Here is a 16477-nt window from a genome sequence, read left to right on the forward strand (position 1 = left end):
CGTTTCCCCGGCATTATTCAATGCTGTCGCCGGTTGATGAGCTACGCGGACGGGATGAATTGCTCCATGTGCCAACGTCATTCCCTCCCGCCACCGTTGATTCCGCTCCACGGATAACATTACACATTGTAATGTATGTCGCGGTGAGCTACTCTTCTAACAAGGGTGTTACCAGGATTAGCGAAAAGCCGTCAAGGATAGGCACGGCGAGCAAGATGTCATCTGGCTGGCATTCAGCAGTTGGTCTGGTCGCGAAATGCCGTCGAGCTAGAACAACGTCCCGCAATTACCGTTAACAATTTGTTGCGCGATTTCGGTTGAGTGTCGCGCTCCTGCCAGCGCGTTGTCGACCGATTCAGCGTACCCGTCTGCAATAAGTCGATTCATGATGGCACGATCACCCCAGATCAATCGGGATACCAAACTAGTTCAATTCGTAAGGAGCATCGATGAAAGAGCCCCGATACAGTTTCGGTCTGCATGGTGCCGTCACATCGCTCGAAACCCGCAACCGCGTGCTGCGTAACACCTACTGGCTGCTAGCGTTGTCGATGGTGCCGACGGTGCTCGGCGCCTGGATCGGGGTTGCGACCAGCTTTTCGTTGTTCACCAGCATCAACCCGACTTTGAGCTTTATCGGGTTCCTCGCGATCGCGTTCGGCTTCATGTTCGCGATCGAGCGCACGAAGGAAAGCGGTATCGGCATGGCATTGCTGCTCGCCTTCGCGTTTTTCATGGGCCTTATGCTGTCGCGGCTCCTGAGTTTCATTCTCGGGTTCTCGAACGGGCCGCAGCTAATCATGCTGGCATTCGGAGGCACCGGCGTCATCTTCGCTGCCATGGCGACCATCGCCACAGTCAGCAAACGCGACTTCTCGGGCCTCGGCAAGTGGTTGTTTGTGGGTGTGATCGTGATTCTGCTCGCGGCATTTGCGAACATCTTCCTGCAATTGCCGGCGTTGATGCTGACAGTGTCGGTGCTGGCGATTGCAATCTTCTCGGCTTATATGCTGTACGACGTGCAACGCGTGGTGAATGGCGGCGAAACGAACTACATCACCGCCGCGCTCGCGATCTATCTGGATGTGTATAACGTATTCGTCAATCTGCTGGCGCTGCTCGGCATCCTCGGCGGCGAGCGCAAGTGAACGGATGTCATGACGTCTCCAGCCAGTTTAATGTGAGGCCGCAGTGAAGATACTATTGCCTGTCGACGGAAGCGCCTTCACCAAGCGGGCGCTCGATTTCATTGCAAGGCATGGCACGCTATTCGGCCCTAGCCATACCTATATGGCACTCACCGTTGTTACCCAGATTCCTGCCCACGCCCGCCGATTTTTTGGAACACGACGTCGTCGAAGCGTACTACCGAGAGGAAGCCGAAAAGGTGCTGGCACCCGTGCGCGAGTTCGTAAGCCGACATTCACTCTCGATAACGACGCACCATGTCATCGGTCATGCTGCGGAATGCATCGCTGCATTCGCCAAGACGCAGCAACCGGACCTCATCATATGGGATCACATGGCCACTCGGCGATTGCCAATCTCGTCCTTGGGTCCGTGGCAGCAGGTATCCTGGCGCGCTGCGGCATCCCAACTCTCATCGTTCGCTAGTTCAAGAATCTTCGGTGCCGCATGCGGTGTGTCGCCAGGCCGTCATAAGTGACAACGGGGCCGCGGCGTGAACGGTTGCATTTCTGCCGAACTCGGCCATCCGCCGGAATCGTTCAAAAGGCGGATGTGGGGCGACACCAGTCCGATATATGCCCGCGCGCCACATTTGAATAATCGCCCGCGACATGCGCAGGCGTTTAACGAAGAGTCAGAGTACCGAGGTTCAGCGTGGCTAAGTCTTTCGGTTCATGTTCGCGATCTGGTTTTGTTCCTCGCACGCATTCGATTGCCAGTGCCCGCTCCCCTCAAAGGAAATGTTGATCGACGGGCACCAATCGTCTGATGCATTTTGCACCACAGCCCAACGAGGGCCAGGAATTCTACGGCCACCGCGTGCCTATCTGAATGGCCTCTCAGATGAAAACAAACTTCGCGATCACGGCGGCGGCCATCACACCGGTTGAAAGCCATCCGAGCATCCGCAGCGGCATGGGCGTGACGAAGGTGCCCATGACCTTCGGATTCGACGCCATCAGCGTCATCAGCACCATGATCGGCACCGCTGTGACGCCATTGATGACGGCACTCCAGAACAGCGCCCTGATCGGGTCGATCGATGTGAAGTCGAGCGCGAGGCCCACGATCGTCGCGAGCACGATAATCGCCACAACAGGTACGGCTCGCCGCGCAGTGTCATGAACATCTCGTCAAGGTGCCAGGTGCTGCCCGGCTTCCTCCGCACCGCCTTGGCGCGCTGGGCGAATTCAGCACCGGTGACCACGACGTCACGCTCGAGCAACAACTCCTCGACGTCGCGCACTCAGGCGAACCGAAAATACCAGCGAACCGCGCAGCTGATGACGACAGCAGGGAAGTGGTGGCCGTGATAGAGCGATTTCGTCTTCTTCATCGCCCGCCGCCTGTTCATCAACCTGACAGCGCCAGATTGAGTGGTGTGCCGGTGTTCACCTGTGAATCGGCCCAGACGGTCATCGAACCGTGTTCAGTGACCGAGACCCGTGCTCGCAATCTGCCGTTCTACGAACTGTGCGAAAAGCGCATGCATGTGCGTGGTCGGATGAAGGTCGTCGGCGAACATGTACGTCTGATCAGCATTGGGCGTAGTGTAGGTAGGCGGCGAGCATAGCAGTGCTGTGTCATGCGGCGTTTTGGATGGATCGCACGCCTGGCTCGTGTTGGACACCGTGAACCCATTGGCCTGAAAGTTCGCGAAGATCTGGTTTATCCAGCCGTATGCATCGACCTGGATGACCTTTCCCTGCAATCCATTACTCTGCAGCGCCGCGTTCAGCGTATCGTTGAAGAGTTGCGACAACTGGGCCAGATTCGCCCCGCCGTCGGACGACGCAAGCCCTGTGGGCGACAGACCGATGTTCGGAACATTGACGACCACGACGTGTGTGGCGCCGTTCTGGACAATCTGCCCGACAAGCTGCGCCAGAGTGGTCGCCGCAGTCTGTACAGTCGGCGCGGCGGCCGGCAGTGAGCCCGCGCGAAGCACATTGTTCGCCCCAGCCCACACGAGCACGAGCTGACCCGCGTTGAAGCTGCCGTGAGCCGCGAGATAGCTCGACACCTGCTGATTGACGGGCATTTCGATGTTGCCGATCACGTCTACAAGGAAGTCGTTCAGGTTGGCTGGTGTCGCGACCGTGGATCCACCTTCGGCGTAGCCAAAGCCGCCTTGTGGACTTAACTGATGATCGAAGCCGATCGTGAAGGCAGCACCTAGCGTGTCGCCATAGTATTGCGCGACAAGCTGAGTCCACACCTGCCCGGGATTTGTCGTGAAACGCCCGCCGCCCACCGCGGTGGCGAGCGGCGCATAGGTTCCGACGTCCGACAGGCTGTCTCCGAACGACACCGTTTGCAGATGGATGCCGCCAGCCGGATTATTCGACGCACTGCCACCACTACCATTCCCACCGCACGCGGCAAGCGTTGCAAACACCATGGCGAAAATTGCAACACACACCCTTTTAGCAATGGCTGGCATCAATCGCTGTGCAGAACGTTCAGGGTTCTCTTTCATGTTAGTCTCCAATGACCAAACGGAGGATTGCATGCACCGACTGATCGCGTATCGCGGCTTCGAGATTCATGTGGAATTGACTCCGGCTGCTGAAGACACGTTTGACGTGACTTTTCAGATAAAAGGCGGCACTAACCTCGAGGTGCTCGGCGCGCGGGGAGGCCGCGTACCGCTGCGCAACGGCCCCTTCACTGAACGATGGGCCTACCTGGTAGGCGAAATCGCCGGACAAGCCGCAATCGACGTGTTGCTTGGCCCAGTTGACTGATTCCATCTCTGTTCCCCGGCTCGGTACGCTCAATGATCGGATCGGGTACGACCATGGCCGGTCGGTCACCAAGGTACCGGAAAGCGGTCGCTGGCCGCTCTGAGTCCATTGATTGTTACGAGTCGTCCGTGGCGCCAGGGCGTACGCGGGCCGCTATCACAGCGAGGACGGCCGGCAGGTCGGCGGGCTTTACAAAATGATGATCGAACCCGGATCTGATTGATTCGGCCTGTTCGGAAGTCGATGCCAGCGCAGTAACCGCCACCAGCAATGGGAACGGCGCGGATTGCAGGCGCCGGATCTCCCTTGCTACCGCACGCCCGTCCATATGGGGCATCTGTATATCGAGAACGACAACGTCCGGACGCCACGAACGCCATTCCGCAAGCGCGTCCGCCCCATCTTCAGCTATCCGGGTTTCGTAACCATGAGCGTCGAAGAACAAGGCGTGCGCCGCCAATACGTTCGGGTCGTCGTCCGCAATGAGCAGGCGCACGGCGTTTGCGCTAAGCATTTCGTCCTCCCAACCCCTTACTGTCAGCAATTGATGGTCCCGACGCATACGTTTGGTAAGGTTGCCTATACGAGCGGATTCCGCAAAAATGCTTAAGTGACGACCTTTTCCGTGCCCGGGGGCCAAACATGCGACTAGCCGCCTTTATCCTCGACCACATGACTGTCATTCTGTCGCGATGGGAGGAGTTTGCACGCACGCTGTTGCCGGCTGCGACAGACATGAGGACGCTGGCCTTACGGGACCATGCGCAGCAGATTCTGGAGGCCGTTGCAAGGGATCTGTCTACTCCCGAAAGCAGGGATGAACAAACCGAAAAGTCCACGGGGCAGGCGCCCATACTGGCCGGAGCCCCAGAGACAGCCGCCCAGATGCACGCCCTTCTGCGCGCGCGAAGCGGCTTTGACATCAACCAGATGGTTGCCGAATACCGCGCCCTGCGCGCGAGCGTACTTCGACTGTGGATGGATGAGGGCGCGCCCGACAGTCATCACGAGGATGACATGGTCCGTTTCAACGAGGCCATCGATCAGGCAGTCGCCGAATCGGTAGACTTTTTCAGCATGCAGGTAGACCTGGCCCGTAATCTGTTCCTCGGGATGCTGGGGCACGACATGCGCAGTCCGCTCCAGACCATCCAGATCACAGCGTCGTATCTGGCGGCGCTGAACGCCGGTGAAAAAGTGTCGGGGGCTGCGTCCCGTTTGATCAGAAGCGGTGCTCGCATGCAGGCGCTGCTGGACGACATGGTTGACTTCAATCGAACCAGGCTGGGTTTGGGTATCAATATCGCGCCGACCGATATTGACCTGGCCAAGTTGTTCACCGATGCGCTGGACCAGTTGCGAGTAATACATCCGGACCGTCAGATTGATCTGGAAGTGATCGGTGACTGCATGGGTGTCTGGGATGGCCGACGTCTCCAGCAGTTGTTGGGCAATCTGGTACTGAATGCGATCAAGTACGGAGCGTCAGACGCGCCGGTACGTGTGACAGTGACCGGCGATGGCACGGAAGTCCTGCTGGAAGTGAGGAACGCTGGCACCGCCATTGAGCGCTCGACCCTCGACCGCATCTTTGATCCACTGCAGCGTGGCGCGGAATATCAAGACACAAATGCGGGCAACAGCCTGGGGCTCGGACTGTATATCGCGCGCGAGATTGCGAGGGCACACGGGGGCGAGATCGATGCGCGATCCGACGCAGTCGAAACGGTCTTCTCTGTAAATCTGCCCCGTGGCAAATAGCGCCCATGGTGTGGTACGCGCAGATCGCTGCCAGTGTGCGGTACGGCTGTCCGCTTCCGCTGGACGCCGTTGACTGCTTCGGGTCGAGTCTGTTGAAAAACTCACCTTCGAGAGCAGTACCGGGAGTTTCAGGTTGCTGCTGCAATGTTGCGAAGACGGCTGTGCCAACAACCGCGGAAAGAACCGCAGACGATCCTGAAAGTCGCGCATGTCGACGTGCGTATCGTGGGCATATCGGGCGCGCTCCTGCCACATATCTTCGGCCTCTTCGCTCAATCCAGCAGAACGATTACGGCGAGTGCCGGCGGTTTGGGGGTGGGTCTTGCCGTGGTGAGAGCGGTCGCCGAATCGCATGGCGGAACGGTGTCGGCGATCAGTGCCGGCCCCGGTATGGGCAGCGAATTCACCCTACGGCTGCCGATCGTGCTGGAACGGCCCATGGCTGGTGAGCCGGCGTGACGGCGGGCAACGTGGCCACACATTTCATTCTGGTGCTGAGCCTGCCAGCCAGCAGATGACACCTCCCCTGCAGTTGACACACCTGTCAGCACAGACCCGTTAAGCCATGGCCGGTGGCCGTTGCAGCGCGCCGCGATGCGCCACCGTGCGCGCGCGAACTATAATTTAAACGGGTTCAGTCAAGATCGGCATCCTCGCCGATCCGTCTGCTGCTTTCATGCAACTGCCGCTGATGCCTGATAGGGTTAAGAACATTCTGCGAAAACGGCGCGGTTTCTGGACAGGATGGTGGGGAGCGGGACATGGAAAACGGACATCATCCCGGAGAAAACCACCTGCTTTCGGTTCTGCCGGAAGCAGAGCGGGCGCGCGTGGCGCCGCATCTCGTACCGGTTGAAATGCCCCTGGGGCAGGTCGTGTACGAGTCTGGCGACTGCCTTGATCACGTCTATTTTCCGACAACGTCCATCGTATCGCTGCTCTATGTGATGGAGGACGGCGCGTCCGCCGAGATTGCGATCGTGGGCAACGAAGGGATCATCGGTATTGCACTCTTCATGGGCGGTGAAACGACGCCAAACCGGGCAGTCGTGCAAAGCGCGGGTGCGGCATATCGACTGGATGCGCGCATCCTGAAAGAGGAATTTCAGCGCGCCGGCCCGGTGCAGCGGTTATTGCTGCGCTATACCCAGGCATTGATCACCCAGATGGCCCAGACCGCCGTCTGCAACCGGCATCATTCGATCGACCAGCAATTGTGCCGCTGGCTGCTGCTCAGCATCGATCGCCTGCCGTCAAACGAGTTGAAGATGACACAGGAACTGATCGCCAACATGCTTGGCGTGCGGAGATCCGGCGTGACGGAGGCGGCGCTGAAACTCCAGGACGCAGGGCTGATTCGCTACGGTCATGGCCACATCGAGGTGCTGGATCGACCGGGTCTCGAAAAGCGCGTGTGCGAATGCTACAGCGTCGTGAAACGGGAGTTCGACCGGCTGTTGCCTGATCTCAAGGCGATATAAAACGCGCGTCATTCCTGCGCGGGCGAGCAGCACCGGGCTACCGCAATGCCCCTGCAGCACTCCCGGCGAATACGGCTGGCGCTTTTTATCAACGCGGGCACGCATTGAACCCGGGCGTGAAAGGGAGAAATTTTCGTCCGCGACTGGATCACTGCTGACCAGAATACCGCGCGTTGGCTGGTGGATTGCCGAGCGTCATCTGGATCGCCCAGAACGAACTCCTGGCCGGCCAAAGTGCAGTCGGACTAACAGCCCGGAAATGCGCGCAGGCGGGCGTACCTCCGGCACGCGGCAGTCGCGAATCCCGGCTGGAAAAAGAAATCCCGATGTCCACCACCGTACCGACTGCGTGGCAAATCAATGCCAGCCTCACGCTACAGGGCGGGTCTTTACCGGGTTGTGCGGATGCCGGTCAGCATCACTTTTAGTTTTGCGAAGCTACCTTGCGAAAGGCCTGAAGATTCCGGGCACGTGGCGAGAGAGCGGCGACGCGCTCGTCGTAACACGGAGTCGGAAAGGAGTCGTCTCATGTTGAGCATACTATTGATAGTCATACTGGCGTTCCTGTTGATGGGAGCGATGCCGACCTGGCCGTACAGCCGTTCGTGGGGCTATATGCCAAGCGGGGTGCTGGGTGTGCTGCTGGTCGTCGTTCTCATATTGCTGCTTCTGGGCAGGATATAGGAGCGCAAAATTCCTGTCTGGATGATCCGTTCACGGGCAGTCGTTGTCGGACAGTGCCATCAGAAAACGAGCTGGCGGCACGCGTTGGTAAGTTCCAGTCATCCGGCGTTTTCAAGGAGCAGTGTAATGAACAAGGATCAGGTGAAAGGACGCGTCGAGGAAGCCAAAGGAAAGGTTAAGGAAGCTGTCGGCAAGGCAACGGGAAATGAAACGACCAAGTTGAAAGGCAGGGTCGAACAGGTCGTTGGCAAGACACGAGCTTCGTATGGCGACGCAAAGGAGCAACTGAAGAAGCAGCCGTAGGCTGTTCGCGCCCACAGGTTTTGAGGCGTCACGTAGTGGGTCAGAGTGCTCGCGTGACGCCTCTCTCAACGTATGCTTTCGAACCGCGAGGGTGCCCGATGAAACGGTTATCACGCTGGTATCGGTGGCTGTGCTCGGAACGGCCCTGATCACGGGAACGCTGCGGGCCTTGCCGACGAGTTCACACGAGCCGTTGGCCGTGGCGTAAAGGCGTGCAAGAGTCGAGTCGACGCCCGCATCGATGGTGTCGCTTGTCGACCTGGTGGCCACTGGCATTGGCTGTTCCGGTCGTCGTGCAGCCCGGATACCCAATAGCTCGGTCCGCTGCGCCGCTCTAAACAAATCGAGCTTTTCATCTAGAAACGTGATTCCGGCGCCGCCGCTCCGTACTGGAAAGCTGTCCAGGCGCCGATCAACCTGCGGCGGCACGTCGCAACACCGGGCACCTTGATGCCTGAAGCAGTGACATATAGCTGTCGACGTAATTCCGCGCCATCGTCGTGGCACTGAAGCGGCGTTCGAACTGGGCGCGGATTTCCGTCCGTGACAGCTCATCGAGACGTTGCAGCGCACCGACGGCGTCCTGGACGTCTTCACAGATATAGCCGGTGACACCGTGATCGATCACCTCGGGTACCGAGCCGCGATTGAATGCAATCACCGGGGTCCCACACGCCATCGCCTCGATCATGACAAGGCCGAACGGCTCGGACCAGTCGATCGGAAACAGCAGCGCCTTCGCACCCGAGAGGAATCCGGGCTTCTGCTGCTCGCTGATTTCGCCGAGAAATTCGACGTGCGCCTGCGACAGCAGAGGCTCGATGTCCGTCTTGAAGTATTTCTGGTCAGCCCTGTCTATCTTCGCGGCAATCTTCAACGGGAGACCGGTTTGTGCAGCGATCTCGATAGCGAGATCGGGACGTTTCTCCGGGCACATGCGACCGAGGAAGGCGAGATATTTCGGCTCTTTCCGCGTTTGCGGCGTTAGCAGCTTTTCTGGCAAACCGTGATAGATCGTGTCCAGCCAGTTCGCCTGCGGCAGCGGCAAACGTTGCGAATCGGAGATCGACACGACCGCCGCCTTCGGAAACGTATTGAACACGGCTTGTAGTTCCGGCAGGTCGAGACGACCATGCAGCGTCGTCACGAACGGCGTGTCGAGCTGCGAGAACAGCGAGAAAGGCAGGTAGTCGAGGTGGAAGTGCAACACGTCGAATTCGTGAGCAACACGGCGCACCTTTTCGAGCATCACCATGTGCGGGGCGAGCACGTCGCGGTTTGACGGGTCGAGGCGCAATGCACGCGGCCACGCAGCCTCGAGCGTCGCCCTCGTATACGAGTCGCCGCTTGCAAACAACGTCACGTCGTGCCCCAGGTCGACGAGCGCCTCGGTGAGATAGGACACCACGCGCTCGGTGCCGCCATAAAATTTCGGGGGAACGGCCTCGTGCAGCGGGGCAATCTGTGCGATTCGCATTGGCAGTTCTCCCTGGAACACGTGCTGGGGCCTTAAACGAAGCTCGAATGACCCGCCATAGTCTCGAAGGCTGGCCTCTGCGCAATGTATTTTGCGCTGCGCGCTGTCTGGCCTGAACCAAAGTTCTCACCTGCGAGAACAGACGTCTGTACGGTAGCGGTCAACCCAATCATCCGACGGGCCATACCGCCTTCTGTTCTTCATTCGATTGATCGATCGTGCCGCCCGTGTGTGCGCAGCGGGTACAACGCGCGGCTACCGCACTTGCGCGCCCGGCGGGCCATGTCGGCAGTCTGCGATTGCGTGGAAGGTCGTGGGCCTGGAGCCGGTTCGTTCTGCGTCTCCGACAGAGGCATGATGGTCGTTGCTGGTCACGTCAGCGTAGGAGGAAATCATGTCCTCCCGATTCAACCGGCCAGGACTTCCGGACCGACGCCGTCCACGGCGTTGCGCCAGGCACCAGGTCGCCAGCGCCTAAACCTGCGCCGGGGCACTCCGGGCGAGGTTCCTGATGCCGCAGGAGCGGAGCCGGTCGCGCACGAGCATCTACCGAGCAGGTCAGACGAGAATGAACTATCCGCGTGATTCGCCTGACGCCGCCAGGGTGTGTTCCGTGCAGCCGACCTGCACGTGACGGCGTCGAGCGGAGATCAGCGCAGCGCACCGAACATATCGTGCGCCGCCTCAGTCGGGTTTAGCCCCGGCGTCGTACAGGCACGGCGCACGCTCAATCAGTTCACCATGGACTTGATATGGCGGCTGGAGGAAGCCCGGTCTCGGCGCATCCGATAAGCCAGAGCGACGCCCATGCGCGCAGTTCTTCGGCCTGTTCAGCGGCCTGGGGTGCGCGGACACATGGCACCTCGTCGTGTCCGTTAATACGCTCTCACTTCCGGCATGGCAGGTCTGTACGGTAGCGGTCAACACCCATTTACACGGTCTGCCAAACCGCTGTTCCTGTTCCATTGTGTGATCGATCCTGCCGTCCGTCTCCGCGGCGCGTCCATCGAACAGCTATGCAGCAACCGGTTTTTGCAACGCGGCACATTCGATACACGCGGAGCACGGCGCTGCAACCTGCACGGCTCCAGACAATCGCCACCTTGGCGGACTTCTTCAACAGTCTGGGAAACGGGCGATCTCTTCCCGCACGCTTCCGCCACGCGCAAGGAACGGGACCTGTCTCCAGGTTTCGATGTTTGATCTGGTTTTGCCGTGTGCGTGGTTCGTGGTTTCTGAAAATGGGCGCTACGATCAGAGGAGCTTTTTAGAATGACGTGAGGTCGACCACGACGCGACAGCGACGAACGAACGTCGCTTCAAATGTCCATGCTATCGAGCATGTATGGAGTCCGATATTGATCCGTCGTCAACGCCGCCCACCAACGTCAACGTGATGGCCGCTGCCGTTATAGGGCTGTTCTGCTTTCTGTAGGAAGCGAGCCCGACACATGACAATTGTCCAGAACGGGCCAGGCTTGATGCGGAATCGGGCGCAAGTCTTTCCGCGGCCGTCGCTGCGACCGTGACGATAGATGTCGGTGGCAAGACGGATGCCCGTTGTGGCGGCCCATTACGTTTCGTGGCGACAATCAGGGAGGTGTCGCATGGCAGCCCGAATAGCCGGATGCACGGATGCAATCTCTACCTTCCTGGCACGATGAATTGAAACCCTGGCGAACGGGGTGACCGTGCACGAATCCTGACCGCGCCTCAGGTCGCACTCGCGAGACAACTGGTCGGGCAGGGCTGGACATGCAGGACTAACCCCATTCCGATTGCGATGCGCCCGCCTGCCTACCATCATGAACCGCGCCATTACGCGTTCACGCGCTCCTTGAAGGCCTTACCTGCCGTGAACTTGATGGTTTTTGCGGCAGCAATCTGCATTGCCTCGCCCGTGGCGGGATTGCGTCCCGTGCGTGCAGCGCGTCCACCGACGCCGAACGAGCCGAAGCCGATCAACTGCACGGTGTCCCCCTTCGCCAACGCGGCGCCAACGATTTCGGTGAAGGCGTCGATGACTTGTACCGTGGCCGATTTGCTGTCGCCGGTGACGGCCGATACTGCATCGATGAGTTCCTGCTTGTTCATGGTAAGTTCCTTTCGGATTAGGTGATTAACCCTGATGTTTGAATACGCTCGAATATTCTCGGGTAATCGCGCTTATTTTGCACCAGATGATGCGGCTCGCCAGCCTTGAAACGTCCGAACCGCTCGCCCGCTCCGGCCTCGATCACCGTCCAATGCCCATCTCAGGCAACGTCCCCGCGGCCCCTTCTTTCGTTCGACACCGCCGTTTAATGTACCGGCACGCCCTGTGCCCGCCTGGCTGACTCGCCCATCCGACGGAACAGGAACAGGGTTTTGACGCATCGAGTGAAGGACGTTGACCGCTACCGTACAGACGTATCGGGGCGCAGGTGAGAACGTAGTGTTGCACCCTGCGCGCACCAACGATTCCCGGGTCGTTCCCACGAGGCAACCAACCGCGGACAGCCGGTGACCGGCGCGCCGTAGCCGTTGTTGTTGTGACAGCACGCCAGATACCACGGCACCTTTCGCCAGCTGGTCGCGACAACAGCGTCGCGCGGCTGTTGAAGAGGGTGTCAAACCTGGGGAGAGCGTCATGTACAACATCGTCTGGCTTGTCGGAGCCGCGGTCATCGTTCTGTTCGTGCTCGGCTATGTCGGATTGAGGTAGGGGCTCCGGCGCAGGTGGAGAATGTGGCCAGCGGTGTCCCATCACGTATGGACGGCCGCCATCCGAAGACGCGACTACGACTCACCCCGGGATGAAGTAATGTCTCTGCCTCGATTGTGCGCGCCAGCCGCGCACGGTCTCCGGACAGATGATCCGGATCTACCTTGTATAACGGAGCCTGTGATGAAATTCGCAGAACGGAAGCACGCTGCCAACGCCGTCTCCAGTGATGCTCCAGACCGTCGCACCGCTACCCGGGCGGAAAATGTTCAAGAGAACAATGTGCCGCTGCCACTGCCGCACGAGACCGACCAGTCCGCAGAATCGCAACACGAAGAAGGGACCCGTGAGGTCGGACGACAGGCTCATCAGGACCTCTCGCGCGGCCTGACCGACACCGATCGTCGCGGCGGCGATGCGTACCAGCAACGCACCCAGAATGATGCGAACGCCGACACGCAGTCGCCCAGACACGAGGTCACGCGCAAGTGCTAGACGTTTGCATTCGCGTTCGCCGGCACTCACGCCTGAGCCGGTGCCGCGCGTCCCAACCGCTTCGCCTGTACGCACGAACGCACCTTGCTGATATTTTCGGGACGCGATCGTCCCAAACACTCACCAACCGGAGGCCATCATGCGCATCTATCATCCCGAACAACATCAGAACAGCGACAAGAGCGAACCCAACGTCGACAAGGCCGTCGAGGACACCTTTCCGGCGAGCGATCCGCCCTCGATCGGCGGCGTAACAAAAATCAAACCGAAGCCGGATCGCAAGAAATCACATAAGAAGGTCAGTAGTTAGTTAACCTTAGGGCGCGGCGTCTCCCCTTGGGAACGCGGAATTCTGTCGAGCGATTTGAGAATCTGGATGGCCCCGGTCAGCACCAGGTGAAGACGAGTTCTGCCTTTCGCGCGGATTGTGGAAACGAGACGGAGAACAGGACGTTCGCGCGCTACATCAGCTTGAGAGTGTGACTGCAGGACCCGATGGCATGCCTGTGGCGCAGGGAGCAGCGGTTTGATGCGCCGACACGGAAGGGCGTTGACTCCTACCGTACAGACATCCCCTGTCACATGTGAGAGCGTTGTGTTGCGTTGCGTTCCGTGCACCGGTGAATCCCGGGTTGCCTCGCGAGGTGCGCATTCGTAGCCGGCAACTGGCGCAACAGCGCAAGTCTTTGTTGTGACGAAACGCTAGATCCCGCTGCACGTTTCGCCAGTCGGTCCGACCTACGCACCGCACGGCTGTATTGGCGGGTGTTTAACTTTAGGAGGGCGTCATGAACAACATCGTCTGGCTTGTCGGAGCCGTGGTCATCGTTCTGTTCGTGCTCGGGTATTTCGGGTTGAGATAGGACGTTCCATTGCCCATCATGCGGTGGTCAGTCAACGACCGCGATCACATCTGTACGGTGAGCGTCGGACACTTACCGCCGCGGCTACCACATGAGAGACGGGCGAGTCCGTGAGGTCAAAACACCAGGAGCCGGAGCTGGATGACAGCCAGCTGCAATCCCTTTCGCCATTGGCATGGGGAAACGTCGCGCCGATCGGTGACTACATGTGGCGGTAGAACCGCACAGTGCTTTAGACCGCTACAGCCATTCGTTTATCAGAGGAAGCAAAAATGAAGACGCTCAGGATCGTCGGCTATGCTGGTCTCGTGGCAGTTGCGATCATGTTGCTGGTCGCGGTGTGCGCGATCCTGCAGGACAGCATGATTTCTCACCGTGCGCACCGGCAGGAACTGACCGGCAGCACACCTTCCAGTCCCGGGGCTCGCTGGATCACTTCAGTTCAGTGCCCGTCACCGTTTCGCCTTTCAACCTAATCTAGAAAACACCAGCATCGGGAAGGCAACCCAATCATGACAAATCTGTGGATGAAGAAGAACCTCTTTTTGAGCATGTGGCTAAGTGGCGAAAATGCCCTGGTGGGATCGGCATGGGCACAAGCGACAGCAGCCGTGAAACGTGAAGTGGTCAATTTCTGGACCGTCGCGCTGACACCACCGAAACGCAGGAAACGTAAAGCACGGCGTTGACTCTTCCACGTGCACCAGACGAATCGCTTCAGCAAGATATCAAATCCAGATTGACCAGCTCAGTCAGAGCGAAGCAATGGGAAGTACCCTCACGTCAGACTGTGAATGGTCGCTTCTGTGGAGCCGCTTCGTCGCTTCAGGAGCGATAGGGTAAAGTCGTCATAGGTGGAAGCAGCGATTCAACGAAAGTGTGAGCTCGGATTTGAGAGCGGACATTCGCCATCTCCAAACTCACTGACACGCATAAAACATATTAGATGACGGGCTTGGCCTACAAGCGGGCCGAGTGCCGATATAGTCTGATAGCCTAACGATGCTCCGCCTCAGACCGACGGGTGGTATCCCCCGGCGTCATATTCGGGGGGCATGCTGCAGACTCAGTCCTACCCGCGGCATTGCGCGAGCTTCCAGTCGATATGTATAACGACGGCTCCGCCCGCTGGTGATGCGGCGAACATCGCTCAGCCGAAGCACGCCGCCGATCAGCCTGACCTGGCGACTGCGTCTACGGCACGAACAAGCCGCGCTGCCGCGTTATCCTCACCAGTATCCGTCCCTGCCATGAAACTCATGGAGTCTCTTCTCGTAATCGCGGCTGAACGGGACGGAGTCGTCGTACTCGGGGCTATTCTTGATCGCATCGCGACTGAGTCTGGTAGAAACGGTAGAGCCGACCCAGTCGATCAGGTCGATCCACCGTGTTGCCACCAGTACCTCCTTGCCACCCGGCCACCAGTTTCGCGTATCGACGGTCAGATAGCGAATGACCCATGCAACATCGTCGAAGATGAAACCGGAGACGTGACCTATGCTGCCATCGGCCACCTCGATGTGATAGCCCTCTACGGCATTTGTGCTGTGCAGATGGACGTCCGCGGGCACTTGATCTGCGTCCAGGTCGAGGCGCGGAAGAGCCTCCGATGCTGGGTCTGGCGACACGTCCTTTACGTCGAATGCGGGGTAGGCCCCCATTCCCCACAGGTTTGGGCCACCCCAGTACGTCGGATAGCCGTAGTAAAGGAGGTACTCGGTTTCATGCTGGCGCGACACCGGCTTATGCGTATCGATGTTCGGACTGTCCCGCACCTCTTGCCGCGTAAGATGCACGTGGACGGTGCCTGATTCCCGGTCCATGTGTTTGACCGAATACGGTGAAATCAGTACCTGCCGCTCATGCATCCAGTTTCCCGTGTCGACCACGAGATAGCGTACTCCCCAAGCTTCGTCATCGAAATAAACCTCGTCGACGCTTCCGATGTCGCCGTCACGTGCCGCGACGGTGCATCCATGAAGACTCTTTATGCTTCGCAACATGGTCGATACTCCTTTCCCTGGTTCCGGCGGTCGACGCGCTGACGCCCTGAAACTACCGCTAAAAAGACCGATGTTCGCAACGTGCTTTTTTCACGGGTGATTTCGGTTCAGCGGAGATGTCCTCCGAACAGACCGAGCAGTCCGATGACGATCAGGTAGATCGCAACGATGTAATTCAACAGGCGAGGCACCACAAGAATCAGAATGCCGGCGATCAGCGAAACCAGCGGGCCCGCGTTCGTGAGAATGTGCATGCCCCCTCCATAAGACTGAAATTGACAAACAGACACAGACTTGCCCCGTCTGCGTCGCTCGTTATAGCGACTTGAGTTTGGTAACCTTTGTGCCTTCGAGCGTCACGCCGGCCGTCAACCAGCTGATCGTCAGCACGAACGCTTCGACCGCTGCCGTCGCGGTGATGGTATCAATGTTGCCGTTCGCGCCGACTTTCAGCACCGCCACTGACGCATCGCCGCCGGCCGACCAGCCTTCGCTACTACGGAACCGGTCGAGTGCGTCCTCGGTCATCAACAGGAAAATGATGGCTTTCGGTTGCGCGCCGATCTGCAGCCCGAACGAACCGGTTGCGGTGCTGTAGTACCCAATCGTGCTGCCGCCCGCTCACAGCGAACCACTTTTGACGCTACGCCAATACGGCTGTGGACGCGGTACGACAGCGTACAAAAACGCGAAACAGGTCTCGATTAATCAGCCGGGTTTGACTCGCAACACGCGCATCGCTTTCCAGTTGTTTTCGGGCATCGGGGCAGT

At 59.0% G+C, this 16477-nt stretch carries 19 protein-coding genes and 2 pseudogenes; 12 read left to right on the forward strand and 9 right to left on the reverse strand.

Annotation, left to right across the window (positions count from 1 at the left end; genetic code table 11):
• Positions 1-449: 449 nt before the first annotated feature.
• Positions 450-1148: a Bax inhibitor-1/YccA family protein gene (locus C2L65_RS42055; protein ID WP_042312043.1), complete on the forward strand. Its 699-nt coding sequence runs from the start codon at positions 450-452 to the stop codon at positions 1146-1148.
• 364 nt (positions 1149-1512) lie between these two features.
• Complete coding sequence (locus C2L65_RS47390) at positions 1513-1614, forward strand: universal stress protein (RefSeq protein WP_158660433.1); 102 nt, start codon at positions 1513-1515, stop codon at positions 1612-1614.
• Between the two features lie 413 nt (positions 1615-2027).
• Here the strand turns inward: C2L65_RS47390 and C2L65_RS42065 are convergent, their stop codons facing one another.
• The 3 genes and pseudogenes from C2L65_RS42065 to C2L65_RS42075 form a co-directional block, all read right to left on the reverse strand.
• Positions 2028-2270 carry a hypothetical protein gene (locus tag C2L65_RS42065; protein ID WP_233446758.1) on the reverse strand — a complete coding sequence of 81 codons (243 nt, stop codon included), beginning with the start codon at positions 2268-2270 and terminating at the stop codon, positions 2028-2030.
• Positions 2271-2275: 5 nt separating this feature from the next.
• Positions 2276-2524: pseudogene (locus C2L65_RS46325) on the reverse strand (IS6 family transposase); the annotation flags it as partial.
• 93 nt (positions 2525-2617) lie between these two features.
• A complete protein-coding gene (locus tag C2L65_RS42075) occupies positions 2618-3589 on the reverse strand; it encodes an SGNH/GDSL hydrolase family protein (RefSeq protein ID WP_103254677.1) in 972 nt (323 codons plus the stop codon).
• Positions 3590-3698: 109 nt separating this feature from the next.
• On the opposite strand from C2L65_RS42075, the gene C2L65_RS42080 reads away from it, so the two are divergent.
• On the forward strand, positions 3699-3935 hold the full coding sequence (locus C2L65_RS42080; RefSeq protein ID WP_009770492.1) for a hypothetical protein: 237 nt from the start codon (positions 3699-3701) through the stop codon (positions 3933-3935).
• Between the two features lie 115 nt (positions 3936-4050).
• On the opposite strand, the gene C2L65_RS42085 is transcribed toward C2L65_RS42080, so the two are convergent.
• Positions 4051-4449, reverse strand: a complete 399-nt coding sequence (locus tag C2L65_RS42085; RefSeq protein WP_042312048.1) for a response regulator — start codon at positions 4447-4449, stop codon at positions 4051-4053.
• Positions 4450-4577: 128 nt separating this feature from the next.
• On the opposite strand from C2L65_RS42085, the gene C2L65_RS42090 reads away from it, so the two are divergent.
• The 5 genes from C2L65_RS42090 to C2L65_RS42110 all read left to right on the forward strand — a co-directional run bounded on the left by C2L65_RS42090 (position 4578) and on the right by C2L65_RS42110 (position 8164).
• A complete protein-coding gene (locus C2L65_RS42090) occupies positions 4578-5696 on the forward strand; it encodes a sensor histidine kinase (RefSeq protein WP_042312050.1) in 1119 nt (372 codons plus the stop codon).
• Positions 5697-5840: 144 nt separating this feature from the next.
• Entirely contained in the window at positions 5841-6155 is a 315-nt protein-coding gene (locus tag C2L65_RS42095; RefSeq protein WP_042312053.1) for an ATP-binding protein, read from the forward strand.
• Between the two features lie 302 nt (positions 6156-6457).
• Positions 6458-7177 carry a Crp/Fnr family transcriptional regulator gene (locus C2L65_RS42100; RefSeq protein WP_042312055.1) on the forward strand — a complete coding sequence of 240 codons (720 nt, stop codon included), beginning with the start codon at positions 6458-6460 and terminating at the stop codon, positions 7175-7177.
• A 528-nt stretch (positions 7178-7705) separates the two neighbouring features.
• Complete coding sequence (locus C2L65_RS42105) at positions 7706-7861, forward strand: DUF3309 family protein (RefSeq protein WP_042312058.1); 156 nt, start codon at positions 7706-7708, stop codon at positions 7859-7861.
• A 126-nt stretch (positions 7862-7987) separates the two neighbouring features.
• A complete protein-coding gene (locus C2L65_RS42110; RefSeq protein ID WP_042312060.1) occupies positions 7988-8164 on the forward strand; it encodes a CsbD family protein in 177 nt (58 codons plus the stop codon).
• Positions 8165-8576: 412 nt separating this feature from the next.
• Here the strand turns inward: C2L65_RS42110 and C2L65_RS42120 are convergent, their stop codons facing one another.
• Positions 8577-9641, reverse strand: a complete 1065-nt coding sequence (locus C2L65_RS42120) for a glycosyltransferase family 4 protein (protein WP_042312065.1) — start codon at positions 9639-9641, stop codon at positions 8577-8579.
• A gap of 1818 nt (positions 9642-11459) precedes the next feature.
• The gene (locus C2L65_RS42125) at positions 11460-11735 is read right to left on the reverse strand and encodes an HU family DNA-binding protein (protein WP_042312068.1); all 276 of its coding nucleotides are present in this window, start codon (positions 11733-11735) and stop codon (positions 11460-11462) included.
• A gap of 793 nt (positions 11736-12528) precedes the next feature.
• Here C2L65_RS42125 and C2L65_RS42130 point away from each other — a divergent pair.
• The 4 genes from C2L65_RS42130 to C2L65_RS46335 all read left to right on the forward strand — a co-directional run bounded on the left by C2L65_RS42130 (position 12529) and on the right by C2L65_RS46335 (position 14392).
• A complete protein-coding gene (locus C2L65_RS42130; protein ID WP_081921213.1) occupies positions 12529-12840 on the forward strand; it encodes a hypothetical protein in 312 nt (103 codons plus the stop codon).
• Between the two features lie 139 nt (positions 12841-12979).
• The gene (locus C2L65_RS46330; RefSeq protein WP_009770480.1) at positions 12980-13150 is read left to right on the forward strand and encodes a hypothetical protein; all 171 of its coding nucleotides are present in this window, start codon (positions 12980-12982) and stop codon (positions 13148-13150) included.
• Between the two features lie 825 nt (positions 13151-13975).
• Positions 13976-14179 carry a hypothetical protein gene (locus tag C2L65_RS42135; protein ID WP_039902294.1) on the forward strand — a complete coding sequence of 68 codons (204 nt, stop codon included), beginning with the start codon at positions 13976-13978 and terminating at the stop codon, positions 14177-14179.
• Between the two features lie 36 nt (positions 14180-14215).
• Positions 14216-14392: a hypothetical protein gene (locus C2L65_RS46335; RefSeq protein ID WP_167450373.1), complete on the forward strand. Its 177-nt coding sequence runs from the start codon at positions 14216-14218 to the stop codon at positions 14390-14392.
• 540 nt (positions 14393-14932) lie between these two features.
• Here the strand turns inward: C2L65_RS46335 and C2L65_RS42140 are convergent.
• The 3 genes and pseudogenes from C2L65_RS42140 to C2L65_RS42150 form a co-directional block, all read right to left on the reverse strand.
• Positions 14933-15706, reverse strand: a complete 774-nt coding sequence (locus C2L65_RS42140) for a PRC-barrel domain-containing protein (RefSeq protein ID WP_042312074.1) — start codon at positions 15704-15706, stop codon at positions 14933-14935.
• Positions 15707-15813: 107 nt separating this feature from the next.
• Positions 15814-15960 carry a DUF3096 domain-containing protein gene (locus C2L65_RS42145; RefSeq protein WP_009770478.1) on the reverse strand — a complete coding sequence of 49 codons (147 nt, stop codon included), beginning with the start codon at positions 15958-15960 and terminating at the stop codon, positions 15814-15816.
• Between the two features lie 61 nt (positions 15961-16021).
• Positions 16022-16324 (reverse strand): annotated as a pseudogene (locus C2L65_RS42150) (lipid-binding SYLF domain-containing protein); the annotation flags it as partial.
• Positions 16325-16477 lie beyond the last annotated feature (153 nt).

It is taken from the genome of Paraburkholderia terrae, from assembly GCF_002902925.1.
GTDB classification, from domain to species: Bacteria; Pseudomonadota; Gammaproteobacteria; order Burkholderiales; family Burkholderiaceae; genus Paraburkholderia; species Paraburkholderia terrae.